The sequence below is a fragment of the Brevibacillus sp. HD3.3A genome (assembly GCF_013284375.2).
GTDB lineage: Bacteria > Bacillota > Bacilli > Brevibacillales > Brevibacillaceae > Brevibacillus > Brevibacillus parabrevis.
Map to the genome: position 1 here is coordinate 3,347,394 of NZ_CP085874.1, position 20,233 is coordinate 3,367,626.

General features: G+C 54.3%; 10 protein-coding genes. 2 read left to right on the plus strand and 8 right to left on the minus strand.

Annotated elements, in window-relative coordinates:
• Positions 1-5 precede the first annotated feature (5 nt).
• The 5 genes from HP435_RS15350 to pdhA all read right to left on the minus strand — a co-directional run bounded on the left by HP435_RS15350 (position 6) and on the right by pdhA (position 6,491).
• Positions 6-1,421: an FMN-binding glutamate synthase family protein gene (locus HP435_RS15350; protein WP_173599819.1), complete on the minus strand. Its 1,416-nt coding sequence runs from the start codon at positions 1,419-1,421 to the stop codon at positions 6-8.
• 220 nt (positions 1,422-1,641) lie between these two features.
• Complete coding sequence (lpdA, locus tag HP435_RS15355) at positions 1,642-3,069, minus strand: dihydrolipoyl dehydrogenase (RefSeq protein WP_173599818.1); 1,428 nt, start codon at positions 3,067-3,069, stop codon at positions 1,642-1,644.
• Positions 3,070-4,425, minus strand: a complete 1,356-nt coding sequence (locus HP435_RS15360) for a dihydrolipoamide acetyltransferase family protein (RefSeq protein WP_173599817.1) — start codon at positions 4,423-4,425, stop codon at positions 3,070-3,072.
• 18 nt (positions 4,426-4,443) lie between these two features.
• Complete coding sequence (locus HP435_RS15365; protein WP_122966428.1) at positions 4,444-5,427, minus strand: alpha-ketoacid dehydrogenase subunit beta; 984 nt, start codon at positions 5,425-5,427, stop codon at positions 4,444-4,446.
• Positions 5,424-6,491: a pyruvate dehydrogenase (acetyl-transferring) E1 component subunit alpha gene (gene pdhA / locus HP435_RS15370; RefSeq protein WP_122966427.1), complete on the minus strand. Its 1,068-nt coding sequence runs from the start codon at positions 6,489-6,491 to the stop codon at positions 5,424-5,426. The genes HP435_RS15365 and pdhA overlap by 4 nt, the downstream gene beginning before the upstream one ends.
• 194 nt (positions 6,492-6,685) lie before the next feature.
• Between pdhA and HP435_RS15375 the strand changes: the two genes are divergently transcribed.
• Both HP435_RS15375 and HP435_RS15380 read left to right on the plus strand, forming a co-directional pair.
• Entirely contained in the window at positions 6,686-8,095 is a 1,410-nt protein-coding gene (locus tag HP435_RS15375) for a sigma-54 interaction domain-containing protein (RefSeq protein WP_173599816.1), read from the plus strand.
• Positions 8,096-8,160: 65 nt separating this feature from the next.
• On the plus strand, positions 8,161-9,087 hold the full coding sequence (locus HP435_RS15380; protein WP_167470382.1) for an aldo/keto reductase: 927 nt from the start codon (positions 8,161-8,163) through the stop codon (positions 9,085-9,087).
• Positions 9,088-9,218: 131 nt separating this feature from the next.
• On the opposite strand, the gene HP435_RS15385 is transcribed toward HP435_RS15380, so the two are convergent.
• The 3 genes from HP435_RS15385 to HP435_RS15395 are packed head-to-tail and all read right to left on the minus strand — an operon-like array spanning position 9,219 to position 20,228.
• Complete coding sequence (locus tag HP435_RS15385; RefSeq protein ID WP_173599815.1) at positions 9,219-9,767, minus strand: hypothetical protein; 549 nt, start codon at positions 9,765-9,767, stop codon at positions 9,219-9,221.
• A 39-nt stretch (positions 9,768-9,806) separates the two neighbouring features.
• A complete protein-coding gene (locus tag HP435_RS15390; protein WP_173599814.1) occupies positions 9,807-11,957 on the minus strand; it encodes a Hint domain-containing protein in 2,151 nt (716 codons plus the stop codon).
• Between the two features lie 48 nt (positions 11,958-12,005).
• Positions 12,006-20,228 carry a Tc toxin subunit A-related protein gene (locus HP435_RS15395; protein ID WP_173599813.1) on the minus strand — a complete coding sequence of 2,741 codons (8,223 nt, stop codon included), beginning with the start codon at positions 20,226-20,228 and terminating at the stop codon, positions 12,006-12,008.
• Between the last annotated feature and the right edge of the window lie 5 nt (positions 20,229-20,233).

Sequence of the window (20,233 nt, forward strand, 5' to 3'; positions counted from 1 at the left end):
CTCATTTAACGGCTGCGGTGGACACGCGGGTAGCAAGCGAGCGGAATGCGTGTGACTTTGCTGGTCATGCTGTCCAGAGCGGCCAAATCCTCGATGCTCACCTGACGAAACGACGTTTTGCCGAGGGCGAGGGTCGCGATCCACATTTCATCGATAAAAGAACGGAAAAAGTTCTCCAAATACTTGGCTCCTTCTTGCACGTTGAACTCCTTTTGAAAGCGGCCGGAATAAAAGAGCAGCTGGGTAGGCGGCTCCCACGGAACGACTTTTATCACTTGATCGTGCGTCATCGCCCAGAGCAGCGCGGTTCCGAAGTAAACCCCGTCGACCCCCAATGCCATCGCTTTGAGGCACTCCCCCGGCGTAGCGTAACCGCCTCCGCTCAATAGCGTGATTTTGTCCTTGACCTTGCGCTGTTGCAAGTAGCGAACCGCACGCGTCACGGCATAAATCGTCGGCAAGCCAACATCATCCTGAAGGATCGGCGCATTTCCCTTGTATCCGGCTTGTCCTCCGTCGAGACTGATAAAATCCACCCCGGCGGAAATCGCGACTTCCAGGTCGGCTTCCATTTTGGCGCTGGCACACATCTTCACCCCGATCGGTACGCCTTCCGTCAAGGAACGCAGCTGGTCGACGAGTTTGCGCAAGTCTTGTGGCTGCTGAACCTCCTTATGCTTGGACGGAATGACGGCATATTCTACATCCGGAAGCTCCATGATTTGACTGGCCTTGCCTTTCAGCTCCCAACTGGGGATAAACGTAGCCGCTCCAGCCGTAGCGCCTTGGCCCATCCGAATTTCAATGGCATCCGCTTGCCGAAGAATCTCCGGGCTTTTCGACCACGTCGCCGAGTGATATTGATAGATCAAATATTTTGCGTTTTCTCTTTCTTCGGGTAAGAATCCGCCTTCTCCCGTATTGGTCACCGTCCCTACCGCAGCCGTGCCCTTGGCGATGGCGATTTTCGCCTTTTCCGAGACGCCAACCCCGTATCCCAAACCGCCAGACAAAAGCGGGATTTGCAAGGTCAGCGGCTTCTTTGCCATCGGGCCGATCGTAAGCTGCGTATCGACTTGTGCATCCTCGTGAGCAGGCAGGACAGCCAATTGCGCCGGAGAAAAAACAAGACCGTCGTAATTCAGAAACTTTCGCGGGCTGCCGAACGGCCTTTCGATGGCGATTCCTTCCGATGCGCGCAAACTGTTTTCCAGCACTTTCGCGGGAGAGATTTTGGTCAGCGCGGAAACGATCTCCCAAATGTTTTCCGGGTAGCGATCGTTCATCAGCCTTTTCGTAAAGCGGCCGACTACCCAGCTGATCACCGTTCTCGAACAGGCAAACGCGACCACCGCCAACAAAACGAGGGCGAGGAACGCTCCCATGCTTGCGCCGATGCCAATCGTCATCCATTTCTCCATTGTGGTCACCCCCTCTGTTCCGCTAGTCGAAAAAACCGTTTCTTCCTTAGTCTGCTTTAGGATTGGAAAACATATACTTTTGACCCTCGCAAAAGTAGACGGGAGTGTCACTCTCAGCCTGGCAACTGGCTTGTTGTTGAGCTGTTCCAAGCGGGGGAAACCCATGAATAGCAGCAAAAAACCTCCCCGCCCGTTGCTGAGCGAAGGAGGTTGTCTTCCCCTATTTTTTGTTGACCATATGGATGGCGTGCCCGAGGACGGCTTCTGCTGCTTCCAGCCACACCTCGCTCAAAGTCGGATGCGGGTGAATCGTTAAAGCCAAATCCTCGACTCGCGCTGCCAGCTCTAGCGCCAGGACGCCTTCCCCGATCAGATTGGGCGCATCGGCCCCTACTACGTGCATCCCCAACAGCAAATGCGTGTCTTCCTCGACGATCACCTCTGCGAAACCTTCCCGTTCCCCCAAAGTCAGCGCCTTGCCGTTTGCCCGATACGGGAAGGAAGCAGCCTTGACACGATGGCCCAATCCTTCCGCCTCTGCTCGCGTCAAGCCTACGCCTGCAATCGGCGGGTCTGTAAAAATGACATACGGGACGTACGGCGAATCCATGCTGCTTGGCAAGTCCGCGATCACCTCGGCAGCGACGATGCCCTGTTTGGACGCGCGATGCGCCAAAGCAGGCCCAGGAGTTACATCGCCGATGGCAAAAATGTGCGGCTGGTTCGTCCGGCAAAAAGCATCGACGGGAATATGGCCTCTTTCGTCGACGTTGACGCCTGCCTGTCCAAGCCCGATTTCGCCTGTATTAGGCACTCGTCCGATGGTGACGCCTGCTTTGTCGACGGTCAGTTCTTCGCGGCCGTTTGCTTCCGAGAAAAGCGCTACGGTCACACCACCATCTCCGCGCGACATGCTCTCGACTTTTGTCGCCGTTTTCAAGGTGATTCCCAACTGTTTCGCTTGTTTGCGCACTTCCTGGGTCAGATGCGAAGCCGTTTGTGGCAAAATGCTGTTGGCGGCTTCCACGACTGTTACTTTTGTTCCCAGTTTGGCATACGCCATGCCCAGCTCCATCCCGATGTAGCCGCCGCCGATGATCGCAAGCGTCCCGGGCAATTCCTGCAAGTTCAACAGGTCGGTGGAATCGAGGATCGACTCGTGATCCGTGGCCAAAGACTGCGGTACAAACGGCCGTGATCCTGTCGCGATGATCGCCTGCCGGAATTTGTACGTCTCGAAGTCTCCCCCCGTCTCGACGCCGATCCGATCCGCTGAGAGAAAAGTCGCGGAGCCTTTGACGACGGTCACTCCATTTGCTTTGCACAGCTGCTCCACACCCTGGCTCAATTGAGAAACGACAGACTCTTTCCATGTATGCCAGTCAGCCAACTGAAACGAAGCGTTTCCTTCCGGCAGCCTGATGCCCAGCTTTCCCAACCCAGCCAGCTTATGAAATTCGCTTGCGGCGTGAATCAGTGCTTTCGAGGGAATGCAGCCCCGGTTCAGGCACACCCCGCCCAACGCTTCTTTTTCAATCAACACGACCGATTGCCCCAACTGACCCAGGCGAATTGCCGCTGCATACCCGCCCGGTCCGCCTCCGATCACGACTACGTCTGTTTCGATTGCGATTTCTCCGACTACCATCTAGACCATCTCCGCAAACAACAAATTTGGGTCTTCGAGCAACTCCTTGATCCGGTTCGTGAAGCGAACGGCTGTCACTCCATCGATCAGGCGATGGTCAAAAGACAGCGACATGTTCATCATCTGGCGAATCACGCCTTCATCCTCGCGCACGACCCAGCGCTTCTCCATTTTGTGCAAGGCCAAAATCGCCACTTCCGGATGATTGATAATCGGCGTTGCCTGCAGCCCGCCTACAGGTCCGACATTGCTGATCGTAAACGTTCCGCCTGTAATTTGCGCAAGCGTCAGTTTGCCTTCCCGGGCGAGTTCGGCGAGGTGTTTGATTTCTTTTGCCAGTTGAAAAATCGACTTCTTGTCCGCGTCCTTGATCACAGGCACGATCAATCCGTCCGGCGTATCGGTAGCGATGCCGATATGGTAAAAGCGCTTCAGCAAAATTTCGTTCGTGGCATCGTCGATGGAAGCATTCATCACCGGATATTCTTTGAGCGCAATGACCAGTGCCTTGATAAAAAACGGCAGGAACGTCAGCTTGACTTCTTTTTTCTCCGCGTGCGGTTTCAGCTTTTCCCGCAGAGCCAGCAACTGATCCATTTCCAGTTCATCGACGGAAGTGACGTGTGGAATGATCGTGACCGATTTGACCATGTGCTCGGCAATTTTTTTGCGAATGCCTTTGAGCGGGATTCGCTCGATGCTGTTTGCGCTTTCTCCCGGCATCGCGGCAAAAGCTTCCTTGTTCCCCAGTGCAGTCCCTTTTTCCGCTGCTGGTGCTGTATCGGTAGTGCTAGTGCTGGCAGTCGCCACAACTTCCGCCTCGCGAGCTGTTGTTCCCTTGGGAGGCGCCACTGCAAACGACGTCGCAGACACTTCCTGCAAGGCACGCTTTTGCCCGGCACTGGCGAACAAGCGCAAATCTTCTTCCGTTACGCGCCCCGCCGGACCTGTGCCGACTACTTGTTCGATGTCGATTTTCATTTCTCGCGCCAGCTGCCGCACATATGGCGTAGCCAAAGAACGACGTGCGCTATGCCGGGATGGTACGACCGGGGTTGCAGCTTGTTCCGGCGCGGCTGGCGCATTTCCGGTCGATTCCTGCTTCACTTCCCCCGCAGCAATGCCTGTATCGATGACGAGGAGCACCGTTCCCACCTCAACCGTATCGCCCTCCGCAATGCGAATTTCCTGGACGACTCCGGTTGCCGGAGCGGACAGCTCTGCGTTGACTTTATCCGTTTGCACTTCAATGACAGGCTGATCCTGCACCACAGAGTCGCCAGCGCGCACCAGCACTTTCAAAATTTCGCCTTCATGCATGCCTTCTCCCACATCCGGGAGCTTAAACTCCACCATGTCCCTCGCTCCTTTACGCTAAAACGTAAGCGTTTCCACAATACCGCTCTTGACGCGCGCTGGCGTCGGCAAATAATCGTCCTCGATGCTGAACTGCGGAACAGGCACGTCAAAGCCGGTAATCCGCTTCACAGGCGCTTTCAAATAAATCAGCGCTTCATCGTTGATGATCGAAATGATCTCTGCCCCCATGCCCGCTGTCTTGTGCGCCTCATGGACGACGACGGCACGCCCGGTCTTTTTCAGCGAGGCGACGATCGCATCCCGATCCAGCGGGTAAATGGTTCGCAGGTCGACGACTTCACAGCTCGCTCCTTGCTCCCGTTCGAGCTGTTTGGCTGCTTCCTCCGCTACGCGCAGCATGGCTCCCCAGGCAAAAATCGAGATATCTGTCCCTTCGCGCACCACTTTCGCCTTGCCGATTGGCACGCGGTACATTTCTTCCGGCACTTCTTCTTTAAACGCCCGGTACAGCTTGGTCGGCTCCAAAAAAATAACCGGGTCGGGATCTTCGATGGCAGCGATCAAAAGCCCTTTTGCATCATACGGCGTGCTCGGCGCAACGACTTTCAGACCCGGTACGTGGGCAAAAAAAGTCTCGACGCTTTCCGAGTGCAGCTCGGGGCCGCGAATGCCTGCTCCGTACGGGGTGCGAATCACCATCGGCACATGATACTGTCCGCGCGTCCGGTAACGCATGCGGGCAGCGTGGGAGACGATTTGCTCAAAACCCGGATAAATAAAAGCCAAAAACTGAATCTCGACAATCGGAATCAATCCGTTCATCGCCATCCCGATCGCCGCCCCGATAATGCCAGCTTCCGACAGCGGCGTGTCCACGACCCGATTGGCTCCATACTTGTGAATCAAATCTTCCGTCGCGCGAAAAACGCCGCCATTCACGCCGACATCCTCGCCAAGCAGCATGACGCGTGAGTCTTCCGCGAGCTTTTGGTCCATCGCTTCGGTAATCGCTTGAATCATCGTCAATTTGCGAATCATGCCGGGATGTCCTCCTTTTTCGCTGGCTTCACAAGCTCGCCCTCCTGCTCTTCCGCCATCCATGTCGGCTCTGCGTACACGTGCTTGAACATGTCTTCCGGCCGCGATTTCGGGTAGCTCTCTGCTTCCACCAATGCTGCATCGATCTGCTCATTCGCCCGGGCGACCAGCTGTGCCTCCTGTGCATCGCTCCACAGTCCGCGCTGGACGAGGAACGTACGCAAACGCTGGATCGGATCGCGCTCCGTGCGCCACTCCTCCGCCAATTTTTCCTGATCGCGGTATTTTTTCGGATCGTCTGCAGTCGTGTGAGCGCCGTAACGGTACGTGATCGCTTCGATCAACGTCGGTCCTTCGCCGTTCAGGGCGCGTTCCATCGCTTCTTTCATCGTCAGCCAGACGGCGAACACATCGTTGCCGTCGATGCGCACGCCGGGAATATCGTAAGCGGCGGCACGCTGGGCGATCGTTTTCGAAGCCGATTGCTGGGAAAAAGGCACGCTGATCGCATAGCCGTTGTTTTGGCAGAAAAAGATCGTCGGCGTTTTGAAAACACCCGCGAAGTTCAACGCCTCATGGAAGTCGCCTTCCGAAGTCGCTCCATCGCCAAAGTAAGCGAGGCTGACATGCTGCTCGTTTTGCAGCTTGCTCGCCCACGCCGTTCCGACCGCATGAATCATTTGCGTGGCGATTGGGACACAGGGCGGCATGACGTTCAAGCCTTGTGGACTGATGCTGCCTTCCATATGACCCATCCAGTACAAAAACACGCGCGCCATCGATTGCCCGTGCACGATTGCGGCGGCATGATCGCGATAAGTAGGAAACAGCCAGTCGCCCGGTGTAAGTGCCAACGCGCTTCCGACCTGCGAAGCTTCTTGTCCTTCAAAAGGGGCGTACGTCCCCATCCGGCCCTGGCGCTGCAAATTGATCGACTTGCGGTCAAACAAGCGCACCAGCACCATATTTTCATACATCTTTATCATCACGGATTCATCCAGTCGCCCTTCGATGTCTTGCGTCAACTCTCCCGTAGGAGCCAATACCTGATATAATGAAGTCATGCAAACATCCCTCACTTTCTGCATCGTTCACCATCATGTATAAGCAAGTTGCGTGCCAAGTGACTGAAAGCGGTTTCATCAGACCGAAAGATGCCGATGATCATTTTTGCATATGCATTTTTGCGCAAAGATGATCAATTCTGATTATTTCGTATACAAGCCGTAAGCACCGCCCAAGGGGGAACACCATCACCATGTATCAGACCAAATTTTTTCAGGGAAGCGACAACACAGAGCTTGTCCAGCTGATCACCACGATTTTCAAAACGTCTCATGACGGCTTGGCGATATGCGACCGCAACGGCTACGTGCTGCTGTACAATGACGCGTATTTGAACATCACCGGCATTCCCGCTGACATCCTGAACAACTTCAGCTATATCGAGCAAAAAGAAATGCACATGGTGCCGGACTCTTCAGCCGCCAGAGCGATCTCAACCAAGCAGACGCACAGCGTCGTCATCCACTACGGAAATGGGCGCACCGCCATCAACACGGCGACGCCGCTGCTCGATCAAAATCAGGAGCTGCTGTTCGTCGTCGGCAATGTCCGCGATATTACCGAGTTGAACATGCTGCAACAGGAGCTGGAGGAAACGCGGCAAATCAACTCTTCCTTTCAGCGCGCCCTGGAGCAGATTCAGAGCGATCTCGACTCTGGCGGGCAAATCATTTACCGCAGCAGCATGATGCATCGGATTGTCTCGCTCGCCAATCGGTTTGCGGCGAACGATTCGCCTGTTCTGTTGCTCGGCGAGTCTGGCGTCGGCAAAGATGTGCTGGCAAATTACATTCATATGGAGAGCGGACGTCCGGGAGAGTTTATCAAGATCAACTGCGGAGCCATTCCCGATCATTTGCTGGAATCAGAGTTGTTTGGATATGAAAAAGGAGCGTTCACCGGGGCGAGCCAAGCGAAGGAAGGTTTGTTCGAACTGGCGCACAGCGGCACGATTTTTCTCGACGAGGTCGGAGACTTGCCGTTTCCCTTGCAAGTCAAGCTGCTCAACGTGTTGCAGGACGGCAAAATCAGACGGCTTGGAGGAAAAACGCAGCGGCAAGTCAATATGCGGATCATCGCGGCGACCAACAGCGATCTGGAGGCGATGGTCGAGCAGAAGACGTTTCGCCAAGATTTGTATTACCGGCTGAACGTGCTGTCGCTGACCATCCCTCCCCTGCGGGAACGGCGAGAGGATATTCCCGCCCTCATTTTCTACTATTTAAAAAAGCTGGAGTGGAAATACCAACTGGAAATTCGTCTGGAAACAGATGCGCTCGAAGCGCTGGTCGATTACGACTGGCCAGGAAACGTCCGGGAGCTGAAAAACGTAGTCGAGCGTTCCTACCATATGTGTGAAAACGGACGGATTACGTACGACCAGCTTCCCGCCTCGATCCGCAGCTCGCAGCATAGCGCGCTCCCCTTGCATCTCGCCAAAATGGAAGAAGCTCTTCCGCTCAAAGAAGCGGTCGAACGGTTTGAGCGGGAGTACATCCAGCGAATTTTGCATGAATCCAGTACGATGCAAGAATGTGCCGATAAGCTGGGCGTGAACATCTCTACGCTTGTCCGCAAAAAACGCGGGCTGGGAATCAAATAGCGGTAGGTACAACAGGGCACTTTGCCGAAATGAGTAAAGAACACAACATGGATGGAGGAATCCGAGTGAAGGTTTATCCGATCAAACATACCGAACTGCACGCATCCAGCATGATCATGGGCAACATGCGGCTGACGCAGCTTTCCCTCCCCGATGCGGAAAAGTTGATCCACACAGCGCTTGAAGAAGGCATCAATATTTTTGACCACGCAGATATTTACGGACAAGGCCGCTGCGAGGAGCATTTTGCCGAAGCGATCCAGATGAACCCGTCGATCCGCGAGAACATGATTTTGCAGAGCAAATGCGGCATCCGTTCCAAAGAAAATTACTACGATTTTTCCAAAGAGCATATTCTTGCGTCCGTCGACGGCATTTTGCGTCGATTGAAAACGGAATATTTGGATATCCTCCTCCTCCATCGTCCTGATCCGCTCATGGAGCCAGAAGAAGTCGCAGAAGCGTTTGAGCAGTTGCAAACCCAGGGAAAAGTAAGACATTTCGGGGTGTCCAACCACAATCCCGCGCAAATTCAACTGTTGCAGAAGTACATACCGCAAAAGCTGGTCGTCAACCAGATTCAGTTCAGCATCGTGCACACGCCTTTGATTGATTCGGGCATCTCCCTGAATATGAAGACAGACCAATCGCTTAACCGCGACAGCAGCATTCTTGAATACTGCCGCTTGCACGACATGACGATGCAAGCGTGGTCGCCGTTCCAGCACGGGATGTTCGACGGTCCGTTTCTCGGCGATCTGATCCGGTTCCCTGAACTGAACAAAGTAATCGACAACATTGCAGAAAAATACGAGGTGACAAATACCGCTGTCGCCGTAGCGTGGATTACGCGCCATCCGGCCAAGATTCAGGTAGTGCTCGGAACGACCAATGTCCAAAGGCTGAAAGATGCGTGCAAAGGCGCAGACTTGACCTTGACCAGAGAAGAATGGTACCGCATCTACAAAGCAGCGGGCAATCTCATTCCGTAAAGCACGAGAAAAACACAAGAAAAGCATGAAAACCGCACGATCAAAAAGGCACTCCGCATAGAGTGCCTTTTCGCTTCCTTTCGCCTTGCTATCGCAACAAAATGGACTACCGCTGTTCGCTTTTTCAACAACTAACCTCTTTGTTCGATCGGTTCTTCCCAGCGGTTGACGCCAGGCAAATGCGGATGACGATCCGGACAAGCTTCGGTGGGCAAGCGCACTTTGTTTGCTACCACGCATCCGCATAAACGGCATATTTTTTCTTCTGCTTGCTTGGTGCCGGAAAAGACTTTGTAGACGATTTGCTCCGTTTGATCCTGGAGGTTCGGGCATTGCATGCAGGTGTTGTACCGCTTTTGCAACACAGCTTCATCGACCGTGGAAAAGCCGGTCTTGGCCCATTTCCACATAGCCTCCGATGCTTTCTTGACCAGTTGCAGCGAAGTCTTCGCTTCCACCTCCTGCTGCTTGGGCACAGCAGGAGGATTGGCTAGTAAGTATTGCAAAAAGGCAGCGTTCCGTCGAGTCGCCAGCAAGTTGTGGGCGTACGATGAGTCGTGTAGCGCAGCTTGCAAAACTTGCTCGGAAACCGGCTCGGACAGTCCGAGCAGTTCGCCCATTTCCCGGCACTTGTCCGCTACTGTTCCCTGGTGCTCACGGAGTTCCTCGATTGCTCCCATAATTCCTCTCCTCCGTCTTCTTTCATTCTCGATGCCGGGTTAAGCCAGAGTGAATGTCGCCGTTTTCTTGTCTGGGTTCAGCGTAGAGCCATTATCCGATTTGAGAATCCGTGGAACCGTAATCGTGTACTCCACCTCTTTTTGCAAGGAAGCGGAGATCAGCAGTGTGTTTGTATCCTCGCCCAAACGGACGAATTTCACTTTGGCTTCCGGGCTGATCAAAAACGCCTTCGGATCGAATGCCGTTCCGGTAGACAGCGGCAAGTTGAACGTAACGGAAACCGTCGACGTCGCATGCAGCAAAATGTAGCGGACTTCTTCCGTCAACAATCGTTTCAAACCTTCCGACTGCTCGCTGAACAAAGCGGACAAATCCGTGTCGACCGATACTTCGGCTGTCAGCTCGCCCTCTTCGCTGAGCACCTTGGCCGCAACAAGCGACTGATACGCCTCTTCGGCCATCTCCTCGGAGATGTCATCCGTAACGAAGTGACGCGGTGTCAAAACAGGCAGTACCGCAGTTGCCGCCGTGACTTCCAGTCCTTCGAGAACAGGGCCGCCTGCTTCTTCCGGCGGGAAATTCATCGTATTTCCGGCTGTGATGGAATCGATCCGCACTTCGCGGGTAGGCGCGAACGGATCTCCCTCGTATGCGTCATTTTCTTCATCGATGCTATCGAGCACCAGCTCGGCGATTTGCTTGATTCCGCTCTCGAAAGTCGTCACGTACATGTTGCCGAAGAAGACGTTGCGCAGCACGCTGGTGCTGTAGTAATCCGCCATCGCGACAGACGTGTAGCCCAGCTCGTCTTGCGGCTGGATTTTTTGCAGACGGGCGATCATGTGCGCGAGAATCGTAACGATTCCTTCCAGCCCAAACCCCTTGATTCTCGTCATTCCGCCTGTGATGACAACCACTTGTTTGCCGTACTGTTCGAAAGCATACGCGTTTGTTTCCATGCGGCCCACATCGTGATGGAAGACGATGTCCGGATAGAAGCCTTGGAACAGCTTCAAGGCATAGGAGACAGTCGCATAGCCAATGCCCACTTCCGAGAAGTCGTACTTCGGTGCATGATTGCCGACGTCTACTGCTTGCGCCTGGCTCAAATACGATGCCGCGTCATTCGGGATGACTGTCGTATGTTTGCCGTGTACATAAAACTTGCGGGTATGCGGAACGATTTTTTTCTCGTCATCGTCACCAGCCATGAGCAGGAAGCTCGTGTACTCGTCGCTCAACAGCTCTGTGTTCGTTTGCTCGTATTCTGGTTGGCCAATCGTTGGAAGCTCGTCGTGATCGTCCACGAAAAAGGCTTCTTTCAAGGCGGCCGCGTGAATTTGCAAGTTGAAATCGCCGGAAACGATACCTTCCGAGATCAGCAGGTGACCGCTGATTTCTCCGCTAAACTCCTTGTCTGTCGCGATGTGGTGGACGCCTCCGCGGTACTCTCCCAGGCTGACTTCGTTGATTTCCACAGGCACGCCTTCCGCGGAAACGAGGAAATCAACTCCCGGCACCAGTCGGTTCGCGCGTTTCAGCTTTCCGTTTGGCATCAAGAACAGATGGTCAGGCGTCACGATGATCGAGCCTGCGCCGCCGTGGCGGATGAATACCATCGTCGGCTGATAGCCGTCCGGCCCGGTTCCGCTGCTGAACGACACCGTTGCCGGAGTCCAGCTCAGATTCACACCGTCACCATGAGCCGTTACGTTTGCCGTCAGCACCTGATCGCCGATGCTGAACTGCTCGATTGCCTTGGAGCCTTCCGGGATGCCGATTTGTGTGCCGTACGCAAAGCACGAGCAGCAGCAATAGCACGTCAGCTGATACCAGCTATCTCCTTGCTTCGTGCAAGAACGTCCGCTTTTGGAGTTAAATTCTTTTGTCTCGATGTTCACGCACACGGACGCGTTGAACGGATACAAAAAGCTTGGCGGTTTGCAATCCGGCAACGGCTTGCCATTGATGTCCTTGCACTGGCACAAAGCGTGCTCCTGAGGAGTCTGGTTGACGTTCTCCGTGCAATGGCGGCCCTGGCAGGCGAGATAGTACGGATCGCCTTTTTTAAAGCCGTCGTTGTCCAAAGCATCTTGATTGACCTGTTTCCAATCGATCGTATCCATGTCCAAAACTTGTTTCGGAGCCAGTGATACGCGCAAATTTTCCAGACAATTTTCCCATGCCATCTGTTTGTTTCCTCCTTTTTCATCGCAAAAACATCTTGTTACGCTCGCTTACTTCGTTGCAAAAACATTGGACTGGTACGTAAAAATCACGACGATGCCGAGCAAGCTGTTTCGATCCACCTCCCTTTCTCCGCTCGCCGCATCGGTAGTAACAAGGCCATCCGGCAGCTCAGCGAGGTGGAATTGAAGTTGGGCAGAAGACGCCGACAGCGGAACATCGGACAGATCGACTGAACCGTAATTGTTCGCGATTGGAATCGGCTTCGCAGCTTCGTCGCCGATTTGCAATTGCAAGAAATGCGTCGAACTATCCTTGTCCGCGATCAGCTTGCCGTCTGGCGTTTGCAAAAAGACAGCCGCCGATAAAAAGCGCACATCTTTCAAGTTCGGCAAAATGACGGCATCGGCGAGCGCAAAACGGATGCTCTTGACGCCCGCTTGCGGCGGACTTGTCCAAAAACGCGACCAGTCACCCGGGAAAGCTTGCTTCAAATCGATAATCTTGGCTGGCGTATACGGGTAAGGCGGCTGTTGGCTCGCAAGCATGCTCTTCACCTGGTTGGCAAAGTCTTGACCGCCGTCCTTGGCTGTGTATTGGATTTTCAGCAAAATGTCGGAAATGCTGCCGAAATCAATCCGGTTCGTCTCGGGCGGCAAGCTCAGCGTCCAGTTGGATACGGCTCCGGTGCCTTCGAAAGGCAAGTACCGCTCATCCCGCCAGTCAAGCATGAACAAGCCTGGATCGTTCATCCCCCGCGACAGGGCGATTCGCTGGTAAGGCGACGTGCCGAAAATAAGCGAGCCGTCGGTTGGCGCAGGCTGGTTCGGATCGATCAAGTGCTGGACGGCACCTGGCTTCGCATCGCGGACAATTTGGTAGCTGTTTTGAGTCAAAGTGGCGTTCACATTTTGGTACGGACCGACAATTGCCGGAATCGTCACGGAAATCGATTTGATTTTGCGGCTGTAGTGGCCGGGGAAGTCGAAATCAAACAGCTTTTCCGACAGCGTAAAAGTCAGCTCGCCTTTCTTGCCGCCTTTCGAGCCATCCTTGAAGGCCAAAAACGCTTCCGGATCGAGATGGAGCAACGAAATCGTCTTTTCGATCTCGTAATCGCGCGAGTTTTGCTCCATATACGCCTTTTCCATTTGCGCAAGCGAGAGCTGCAAGCCTTCGCCTGCGGTCAAGCCCCGGTGCAGGCTGTCCCAATAATCAAACTGCAAAAACTGGTCGTTGCGATTCAATTCGTACTGGAACGACTTTTGGGCAGAGATCGCCATATCGAGCGCGATGCGATACGTTTGGAAATAGACCGAGGACAGACGTCCCACCATCCATTGGTACAGCTCTTCGTTGGTGAATTTCGACTTCAAGTAATCCTCGTAATCTTTGGCCTGCTCGATTCCTTTTTGGTGGATCTCCAGTTCCCGGCGGAGCATGTCCTGGCGAATTTTCGAGCCTGCGATTTGCTTGTCCATCTGGGCGATTTCGTAGGATGCCACATCGCGCTGCAACGCCCACTCTTCCCTGCGCCGCATGTATTGCGCGCCCGTGCTCATCAAGCCTGCCATATGGTCGAGAATTTGCGCCGTTCCGTCCGCCACCTGCGCCCCCGCATTGATCGCATCCCCAAACTGCATGTTGCCGTTCGCCAGTCCGAAAATTTTCGGAGCGAGGAAGCCGGGAATACTCAAGCCTTTCAGGGCAACTCCGGCGATTTGCTGGTAAATCGCTGTGCTGCGCAGTGTCAGGTCGGTTACTTCCAGGGCGTTCAGGTTTTCATTAAACAGTCGCGAGTAATGATCGAACCGGGTTTTCGCTCCTTCTTTGCTCTGTTCAAGCGAAGCGATGATTTCGCCCAGCTCCTCGATCTGCTTCTCTTTGATCATCGTGGTCAGATTGAGCAGTTGCTTTTCCTGGGCAGAGCGCAACAGCGCGAGCGATTCGGCGTCTTTTTTCTCCAGCGTCGACAGCAAGGTACTCCCCAGCTGAATCAGCGTGGAAGTCATGCTTTTCGCTCTCTCTAGCAGATAGCTGAAGCGGTAAAACGGAATTTCCGCCCGGGACTGCGTCAAAGCGCTGAGCACATCCTGTCCGGCACTGGCCGCACGCACGAGCTGCATCGGATCAAGCGGCGGTTCAAACAGGGCGAGCGGCTGCGGAATGCCTTGCAGATTAAGCCCGTGGCGAATTTTGTACAAACGATCCTCCACCAAGTCCCAATATCCGCTGAATTGCTTGTTTTCCGGCACGCAGAAATACGTGTCCAGCGCATTGATCGGCGCAAAAGCAAACAGCGAATCCGTCTTGTCCTGATCGTGCTCCAGCTCAATCAAAAACTGCGGAATGTTTTCCTGGTAACGGCTGTAGATTTCCGCAAAGGTAAGCGGCGCGGCATCCGGGCATTTCCCGAGATTTTGCGGTCTTTCTCCGAGCAGGTTGTAGGCGTACACGTAATGCATCGTAGCTGCAATGATCGATTCCCACGTGTACTGGGCAAACTGCGAGTCTCCCCACTGCAACAAGTTGTCGATGTATTGCATGACCACCGCTTTTTCATAGGCGCCGTTGCGCAGTCGGGCAATCGCATGCGGATCAAACGGATCATCATTGTACGCCTTGATTTCGTTCGGATTGCCGAGCTGCTCGCGCAAAGCTTCCAGCGTGCGGTTGCGGAACGGCTGGAACTGCCAGAAGCGGGCGACGAGACTGCTCAACTGGTGGTTGCACAAGATGTTTTTGACCGTCGTCACCTGGCTGTCTTTTAAAAACGGCAAAATTTTGGCGAGATTGGTCTTGCGGTTGTACGTCGCACTGACTTGCCCATCTGCCGTAATGATTTTTTGATCGACTAACACCCGGTAAATGCGCTGCGAATCGCGCAATCCCAACGTAGAGCTTTGGAACGAGTCGGTTTGCAGCGGCTGCACGGGAACGGTCGGATTGAAAATGAATTGATACCATTTCGCCGCTTCCTGGAACTGCTGGTTCGTCTTCAGCAAATTGGCGATGTACAAAGGCGCGTGGAAGAACAGCTCCCAATAATACGGACCGTATGCCCCGGAAAAGTCCACTTGCGCGCCGTCGAGCGCTTCCGGTGCCGCGACCCAGCTTTCCGAAAACTGGAAGCGTTCAAAAGGCAGCTCTTGCTCCAGCGGAATTTGCTGGGAAGACAGACTCAACAAGGCGTCGACTCCTCCCGTAAACAGCCTGCTGCTCAACCGATGCACGGCAGCTGTCGTCAGGCGGATCGCTTCGAACCGGAAGCGGTATATGCCGCCGATAGCCGGATCGGTATTGAGATACCCGACCGTCGTCGGAAAAGAACGCTGATACAGCGTATCGACCACATAGCGGGTTTTTTTGTCCGGATTGAGCTGGCCTTGAAAAATATCTGCGACGCTCTCTTCCAGCTCGTAAAAATCCGTATCGGCATCCAGGCGGCCTGTCTTGTCCAAATACCCGGCGGCGATCAGCTGCTGGAAAATCAGCTCTGAACCGCTTTGCTGGATATCGATGGGAGCAGCGGCGATGAAGTCGTCTTTGCTGAAAACCGGGCGGTGCATCAGGATGTTGCGCACGGCGTACATCTGATCTTCAATAGCCAATTGCGTCTGCAAAAATTCGGTCAAGTCCTCAAGCTCTGTCTGTTCATCCAGGCGACCGCGCGCATCCAGGAAACCGGATGTAATCAATGCTTGATAGATCGCTTGTGCCCCTGTTTTCTCAATGCCCACTGCTGCCGAGACAAAGGAATCAGGCGTAAACAGCGTATCGTTGTTCAAGAGAGAGCGATTGATGGCACTCGTTTGCTGCTCGCCGTCCAACAGCAGGATAAATTCTTTGTCTCCGCGGAACACAAAGGCAGACGGGTGATTTTTGACCGGGAACAAGCCGTAATCTTTGTTTCGCATCGCGGTAGACAGCCATGGCGTGCCCACTGCCCTGCCGACGACTTTGATGCAAGCCGACAGCTTGTCTTCTTTGCCAGGCTGCCCGTCCAGTATTTGCTCCAGTGACGAAGCGACGTCATCAAACGGAATCGACAGATCGATCGAGCCGTCTTTTGTCACGTAACCCTCTGCCACCAACTGGTTGAAAATCGCGGTGGAGCCTGCGCTTTCAATACCGACCTCGCTGGACACGAACGAATTTGCCGTCAGGCGCACAGGACGAAGCACAGGCGAAGGAACGGTTATTTGCTCGGCCAAATCGTTGTCATACACAAGCTGGTTCGTCTGGATCAGATTGAGCCGTCCCGCGCTGCGATCAATTTCGGTCCGCACTTGTGGCGTGCTTTGGTCCGAATCTTTGGCAAACAGCAGGAACTCGTTCGGATTGGCCAAAAAGCCGACCTGCAAGTCGTCGTTGATCACGATCGGCTTCTGCAACGGAAGCAAGCCGTCGTAAGAGAGCGATTTTGCCTGAGAGAAGTAGCGCAGCGTCTGGTACAGTTCACTCTCAAACTGCTGGGTCGTTTCATCGGAACGGTCAGGTGCATCGACCTTGTTCAGAGCAGGACTGGCTTCCAAATCGAGCATCGGCCCGTAAAGCAGGATGACTTTTTCAAACGAATTTGTCCCCGCGCCCGGTACCCAGAACTGATCCTTCTGAATCGTGAGCGGGTACACTTTTTGCCAGGCGATCTGGTTGGGCGCAAACAACGATCCGGGCAGCAAGCTCTCATACTTTTTCTGATAGGCGCTGCCTTCTACGTTGATGATGATGTCGTCGGCGAGCGTCTGGGGTTGGACCCATTTGCCGCTGAAGTTGTAAAAACTGTACTTGATTGCGGCCTTTGTCGCTTTTTTCGCCGATTCATTGCCGTTGTTTTTGTCAAACTTCTTCTGCTCGACCCAAAAGACGAACAGTCGGTTGAACGCGTGGACGAGCGTGACCGTCTCTGCGCTGATCGTGACATCCATCTCCTGCCACTCTGACCAGGTCGTATCCTGATTGCGAATAAGGTAGTAATACTTGTACGGCTGCGTTTCGGTTCGCGCCACGAGGAACAGTTGGTTCGACTCGGTCTTGTCTGCCCCGACGATATGTCCGTAATACGCATCGACGTACTTCAGCTTGGCCAGTTCGGCAAAGCGATCCAAGTATTTCGTAAAAGCCTGCTCGACGGTTTGCGCGTTCACCTCGCCCTGCTTGAGCGTATTTTCCAGCTCTTCAAACAGGCTCGTTTTGCTTTTGCGATAAGCCGGATCGAGGTAATTTTCGGGATAGAGGAAAATTTTGCGGTTCGCTTCCCATGTCCGATAGTTCAGCAGCCACTCCCACCACGGGTCGGGGATGTTCCAGTGGACAATGCCCGGCTCCAGCAGCTCGCGGCAACGACTCAAATACAGCTGCGCTGCATTCAGCGCCTCTTTGATGTAGGAGATGCGTGTCGTCCCGCCCATCTCCACGTCGATCAGCAAATACTCGTACAGCCTGCGCGAATTGGTAATCCAGGCACGCTCCGGCGTTTTCGGAAGCTCCACCAATGCCGTTGCGATCAGCACGGTGCGTTTCTGCTCCTGGATTTCCCCGTCGATCTGGGCGAAGCATTCGTCCCAGTTGGCAACCGCCAGTCGCGCTCGCACCAGCGCAAGCAGGTCATCTGCTGTCTTTTCATAATCGTCCCATGCTTCGTCCACACCTTTTGTGCAAACACTTTGCAGGTGCAAAAGAAACTCAGGGTCTGCGCCTGTTGCTCCCAAAAGGTCGATGGCGCGGCTCGTTGCTACCAATTGGTCAACCCGGTTGCCTGCCGCAGCAAACAAACCGAGAAGGCGGGAAATCTGTCCCAACGGCCGTCCCGTCAGATCAGCCAGCGCGCTTGCCCGTTGTTCATCACTCGCAGCGCTCATGAAGGCAAACAGATTGCCAGTCGTATCCGCAAAGCTTGCTCGAAGCTCTTTCCATCTGCCCAGATCGAGTATGTTTTTCAGCGTTAATGCGCTGACATCGGCAATGCCATACGCCGCTTTGGCGTCACCGAGATTGTCCAGCTCGTCGTTGGTCAGTCGCAGTTTTCGCGTCAGCAACAGCCAGCGAGACAGCAGCTGCAACAGTTGCACAGCTTCCTTTTTGTTTTTCTCGCTCAGGAAAAGATCGGCTACCTCTTGGCGCCCGGCCAGATGCAGCAAGTGATCGATCTGCTCCGTTCGCGCACCGAGGAAAGAAGCGATTTGCTGCCTGATTTTTTCTTCCTGCTCTTTCTTTTGCTGGTCGGCATCTTCCGCCGTGCTCGCCGTCAGAGCAGGCAGATTTTTCAGCCACGGGTCGACATCTTTGTCCTGATACGCAACTTGCACAAACGGGCTTGTGACCCCGTTCATAACGTAGTCCAGCTCGTACACTTGCAGATTCATCCGGCGCAGCTGGTTGGCTTGACCAAGCAAATCAGAAATTTGTGCGGCTGATTGCCGTTCCGCGAAAGAAGTGCCTGTCAGCTGGCGGAACTTGATGTACTGGGCTACAGGCAGCTTCAGCAGCGCCGCGAGCTTGACGTGCTGGTACAGCTTGGACAGATTGGCGACGGTCAGGCTTACTTCCGCGCTTGCTCCAAACAAAGCTTCTGCCAGTGCGCTGAGATCGTCCTGCTGAAGCCCCAAACCGCCCGCAATCCGCCCCGCCTGCTTGCGATTTGCTTCGTCCGTCGCCCCGATTTTCCATACCGCTGCGTCTTGTTTGTACAGTTGGTTCCAGCGATAGTTTTCACTGCCTGCATCTTTTGGATGGTAGACGCTCATTCCGCTCCCGTTGTAAACCTGATCAAATAAAGCATCGCCGTATGTCTTCAAGTCGTAGAGCAGAGCGCATGCTGCCAGGACAGACAAGCCCGTGTCTCTTCTCAGCTTCTCGATGGCAGCGATCCCGATCAAGGCCGCCTCATCGAGCGCCACCGTATCCGGGTTGAGCACATGCAAAACCCAATCCAGCTCGGCGTAGCTCCACCCCAGCTTGCGGGTCAGGCGCAAAAAGCGATGAATGCGGTCCAGCGCCTTTGGAACGAGGTTTTGCAGTTGCGAGGAATCTTCGGCGAGCACCAGGGCAACAGGTGCTGCGAGATCGCGGTTAATAAAAAAGTTATTGGCAATCCCGGCTTTCTGTTCGTCTGCCGAGAGGTCTTGTTCCAGCAACTGCCGCAGGTCGGTCACTTTCAATCCGGTCTTTTTGCAAAAAACCGAAGCGTCTGTCAACTGAGCCAAATCGCTGACACCAAAGTACGTCTGGAGCTTTTGCACGTCGCTTTCGCTTGTAGCAATCAGCTGCCACTCTTCTGGCGACAAGCCCAGCGTATGGGCTGCGACATCTTTTGGCTGGGAAGGCAAAGTGCGATACACAGCTTCCAGTTGAACGGACAATCGCTGCAAGTAAATCCGGATTTTCGCCAGCGGCAAATGGAAAGGCAGCGCGGACGGATAGCTCGCCTTCGCCAGTGACGGGTACAGTTTGTCCTGACCTCCCCACGCCTCTTGTACCGCTTCCTCCAGACGCTCGTTGACGATCGTCAAGTACGGCATCGTCTTGTTCGTGTTCTCGCACGTCAGCTCGATCTTTGCCAAATCGGCTCGACGTTCCAGCAGGGACATCCCCTTGTCGATCTCTTTTGCATTCGGCTTGGTCACGTACTGTTCGATCACCCGCATCAAATCGACGAAGTAGGCGGCAGGCCCAAAAATCGATTGGCAATCCTGGCACTCGCAATAGTTCAAGCTGCCGAACAGCTCGTCGTAACTCGGCAAGGAGGTGTAATGGTCCAAAATATCGGGAGAGGTCGCGTTCACGGAAAGCGCCTGATAGTGCGGCGCTTGCAGCTGAACAAGATTCGCCCACACGTGCATCGTCTGATTGCGGATATGCGCTGCGTTATCGTAGATTTCTCCCGCTTTTTGCGGGCCAGACTCGCCCAGTTGCGGCCCGACTTTGGCGAGAAAATGCTCCCGGCTGAGCGAAGTGATCTTGTGCGCAGAATCAAATCGCTCGGAACGGGCCGAAGCAGCCGCGGCGCTTTTTAGCAGGGCGGGTGGCGGCGCATCCGTGACATCTGTTTGCAGCAACAGTTTCGCCACCTGTGGATCTGGGTAAATTTGCAGCAGCCGCTGATAGGCACGGAGTTCCGGAATGGCTTCCTGCCGGTCGATCCCCTCCCAGTTCAGCTGTGCGACAGCCTCTTCTTTATGAAAGGGAAAAGTCGCTGCGTGTATATCCGGGTTTTGTGCAAAAAAGCGTGCGAGAGAAGGACTGTCAATGGGGGAAAACGATTGGTCATTCATACGAT

Bases quoted from the DNA above. Each gene is read 5' to 3' on its own strand.
- HP435_RS15350 (WP_173599819.1), bottom strand. From the start codon at position 1,421: ATGGAGAAATGGATGACGATTGGCATCGGCGCAAGCATGGGAGCGTTC.
- lpdA (WP_173599818.1), bottom strand. From the start codon at position 3,069: ATGGTAGTCGGAGAAATCGCAATCGAAACAGACGTAGTCGTGATCGGA.
- HP435_RS15360 (WP_173599817.1), bottom strand. From the start codon at position 4,425: ATGGTGGAGTTTAAGCTCCCGGATGTGGGAGAAGGCATGCATGAAGGC.
- HP435_RS15365 (WP_122966428.1), bottom strand. From the start codon at position 5,427: ATGATTCGCAAATTGACGATGATTCAAGCGATTACCGAAGCGATGGAC.
- pdhA (WP_122966427.1), bottom strand. From the start codon at position 6,491: ATGACTTCATTATATCAGGTATTGGCTCCTACGGGAGAGTTGACGCAA.
- HP435_RS15375 (WP_173599816.1), top strand. From the start codon at position 6,686: ATGTATCAGACCAAATTTTTTCAGGGAAGCGACAACACAGAGCTTGTC.
- HP435_RS15385 (WP_173599815.1), bottom strand. From the start codon at position 9,767: ATGGGAGCAATCGAGGAACTCCGTGAGCACCAGGGAACAGTAGCGGAC.
- HP435_RS15390 (WP_173599814.1), bottom strand. From the start codon at position 11,957: ATGGCATGGGAAAATTGTCTGGAAAATTTGCGCGTATCACTGGCTCCG.
- HP435_RS15395 (WP_173599813.1), bottom strand. From the start codon at position 20,228: ATGAATGACCAATCGTTTTCCCCCATTGACAGTCCTTCTCTCGCACGC.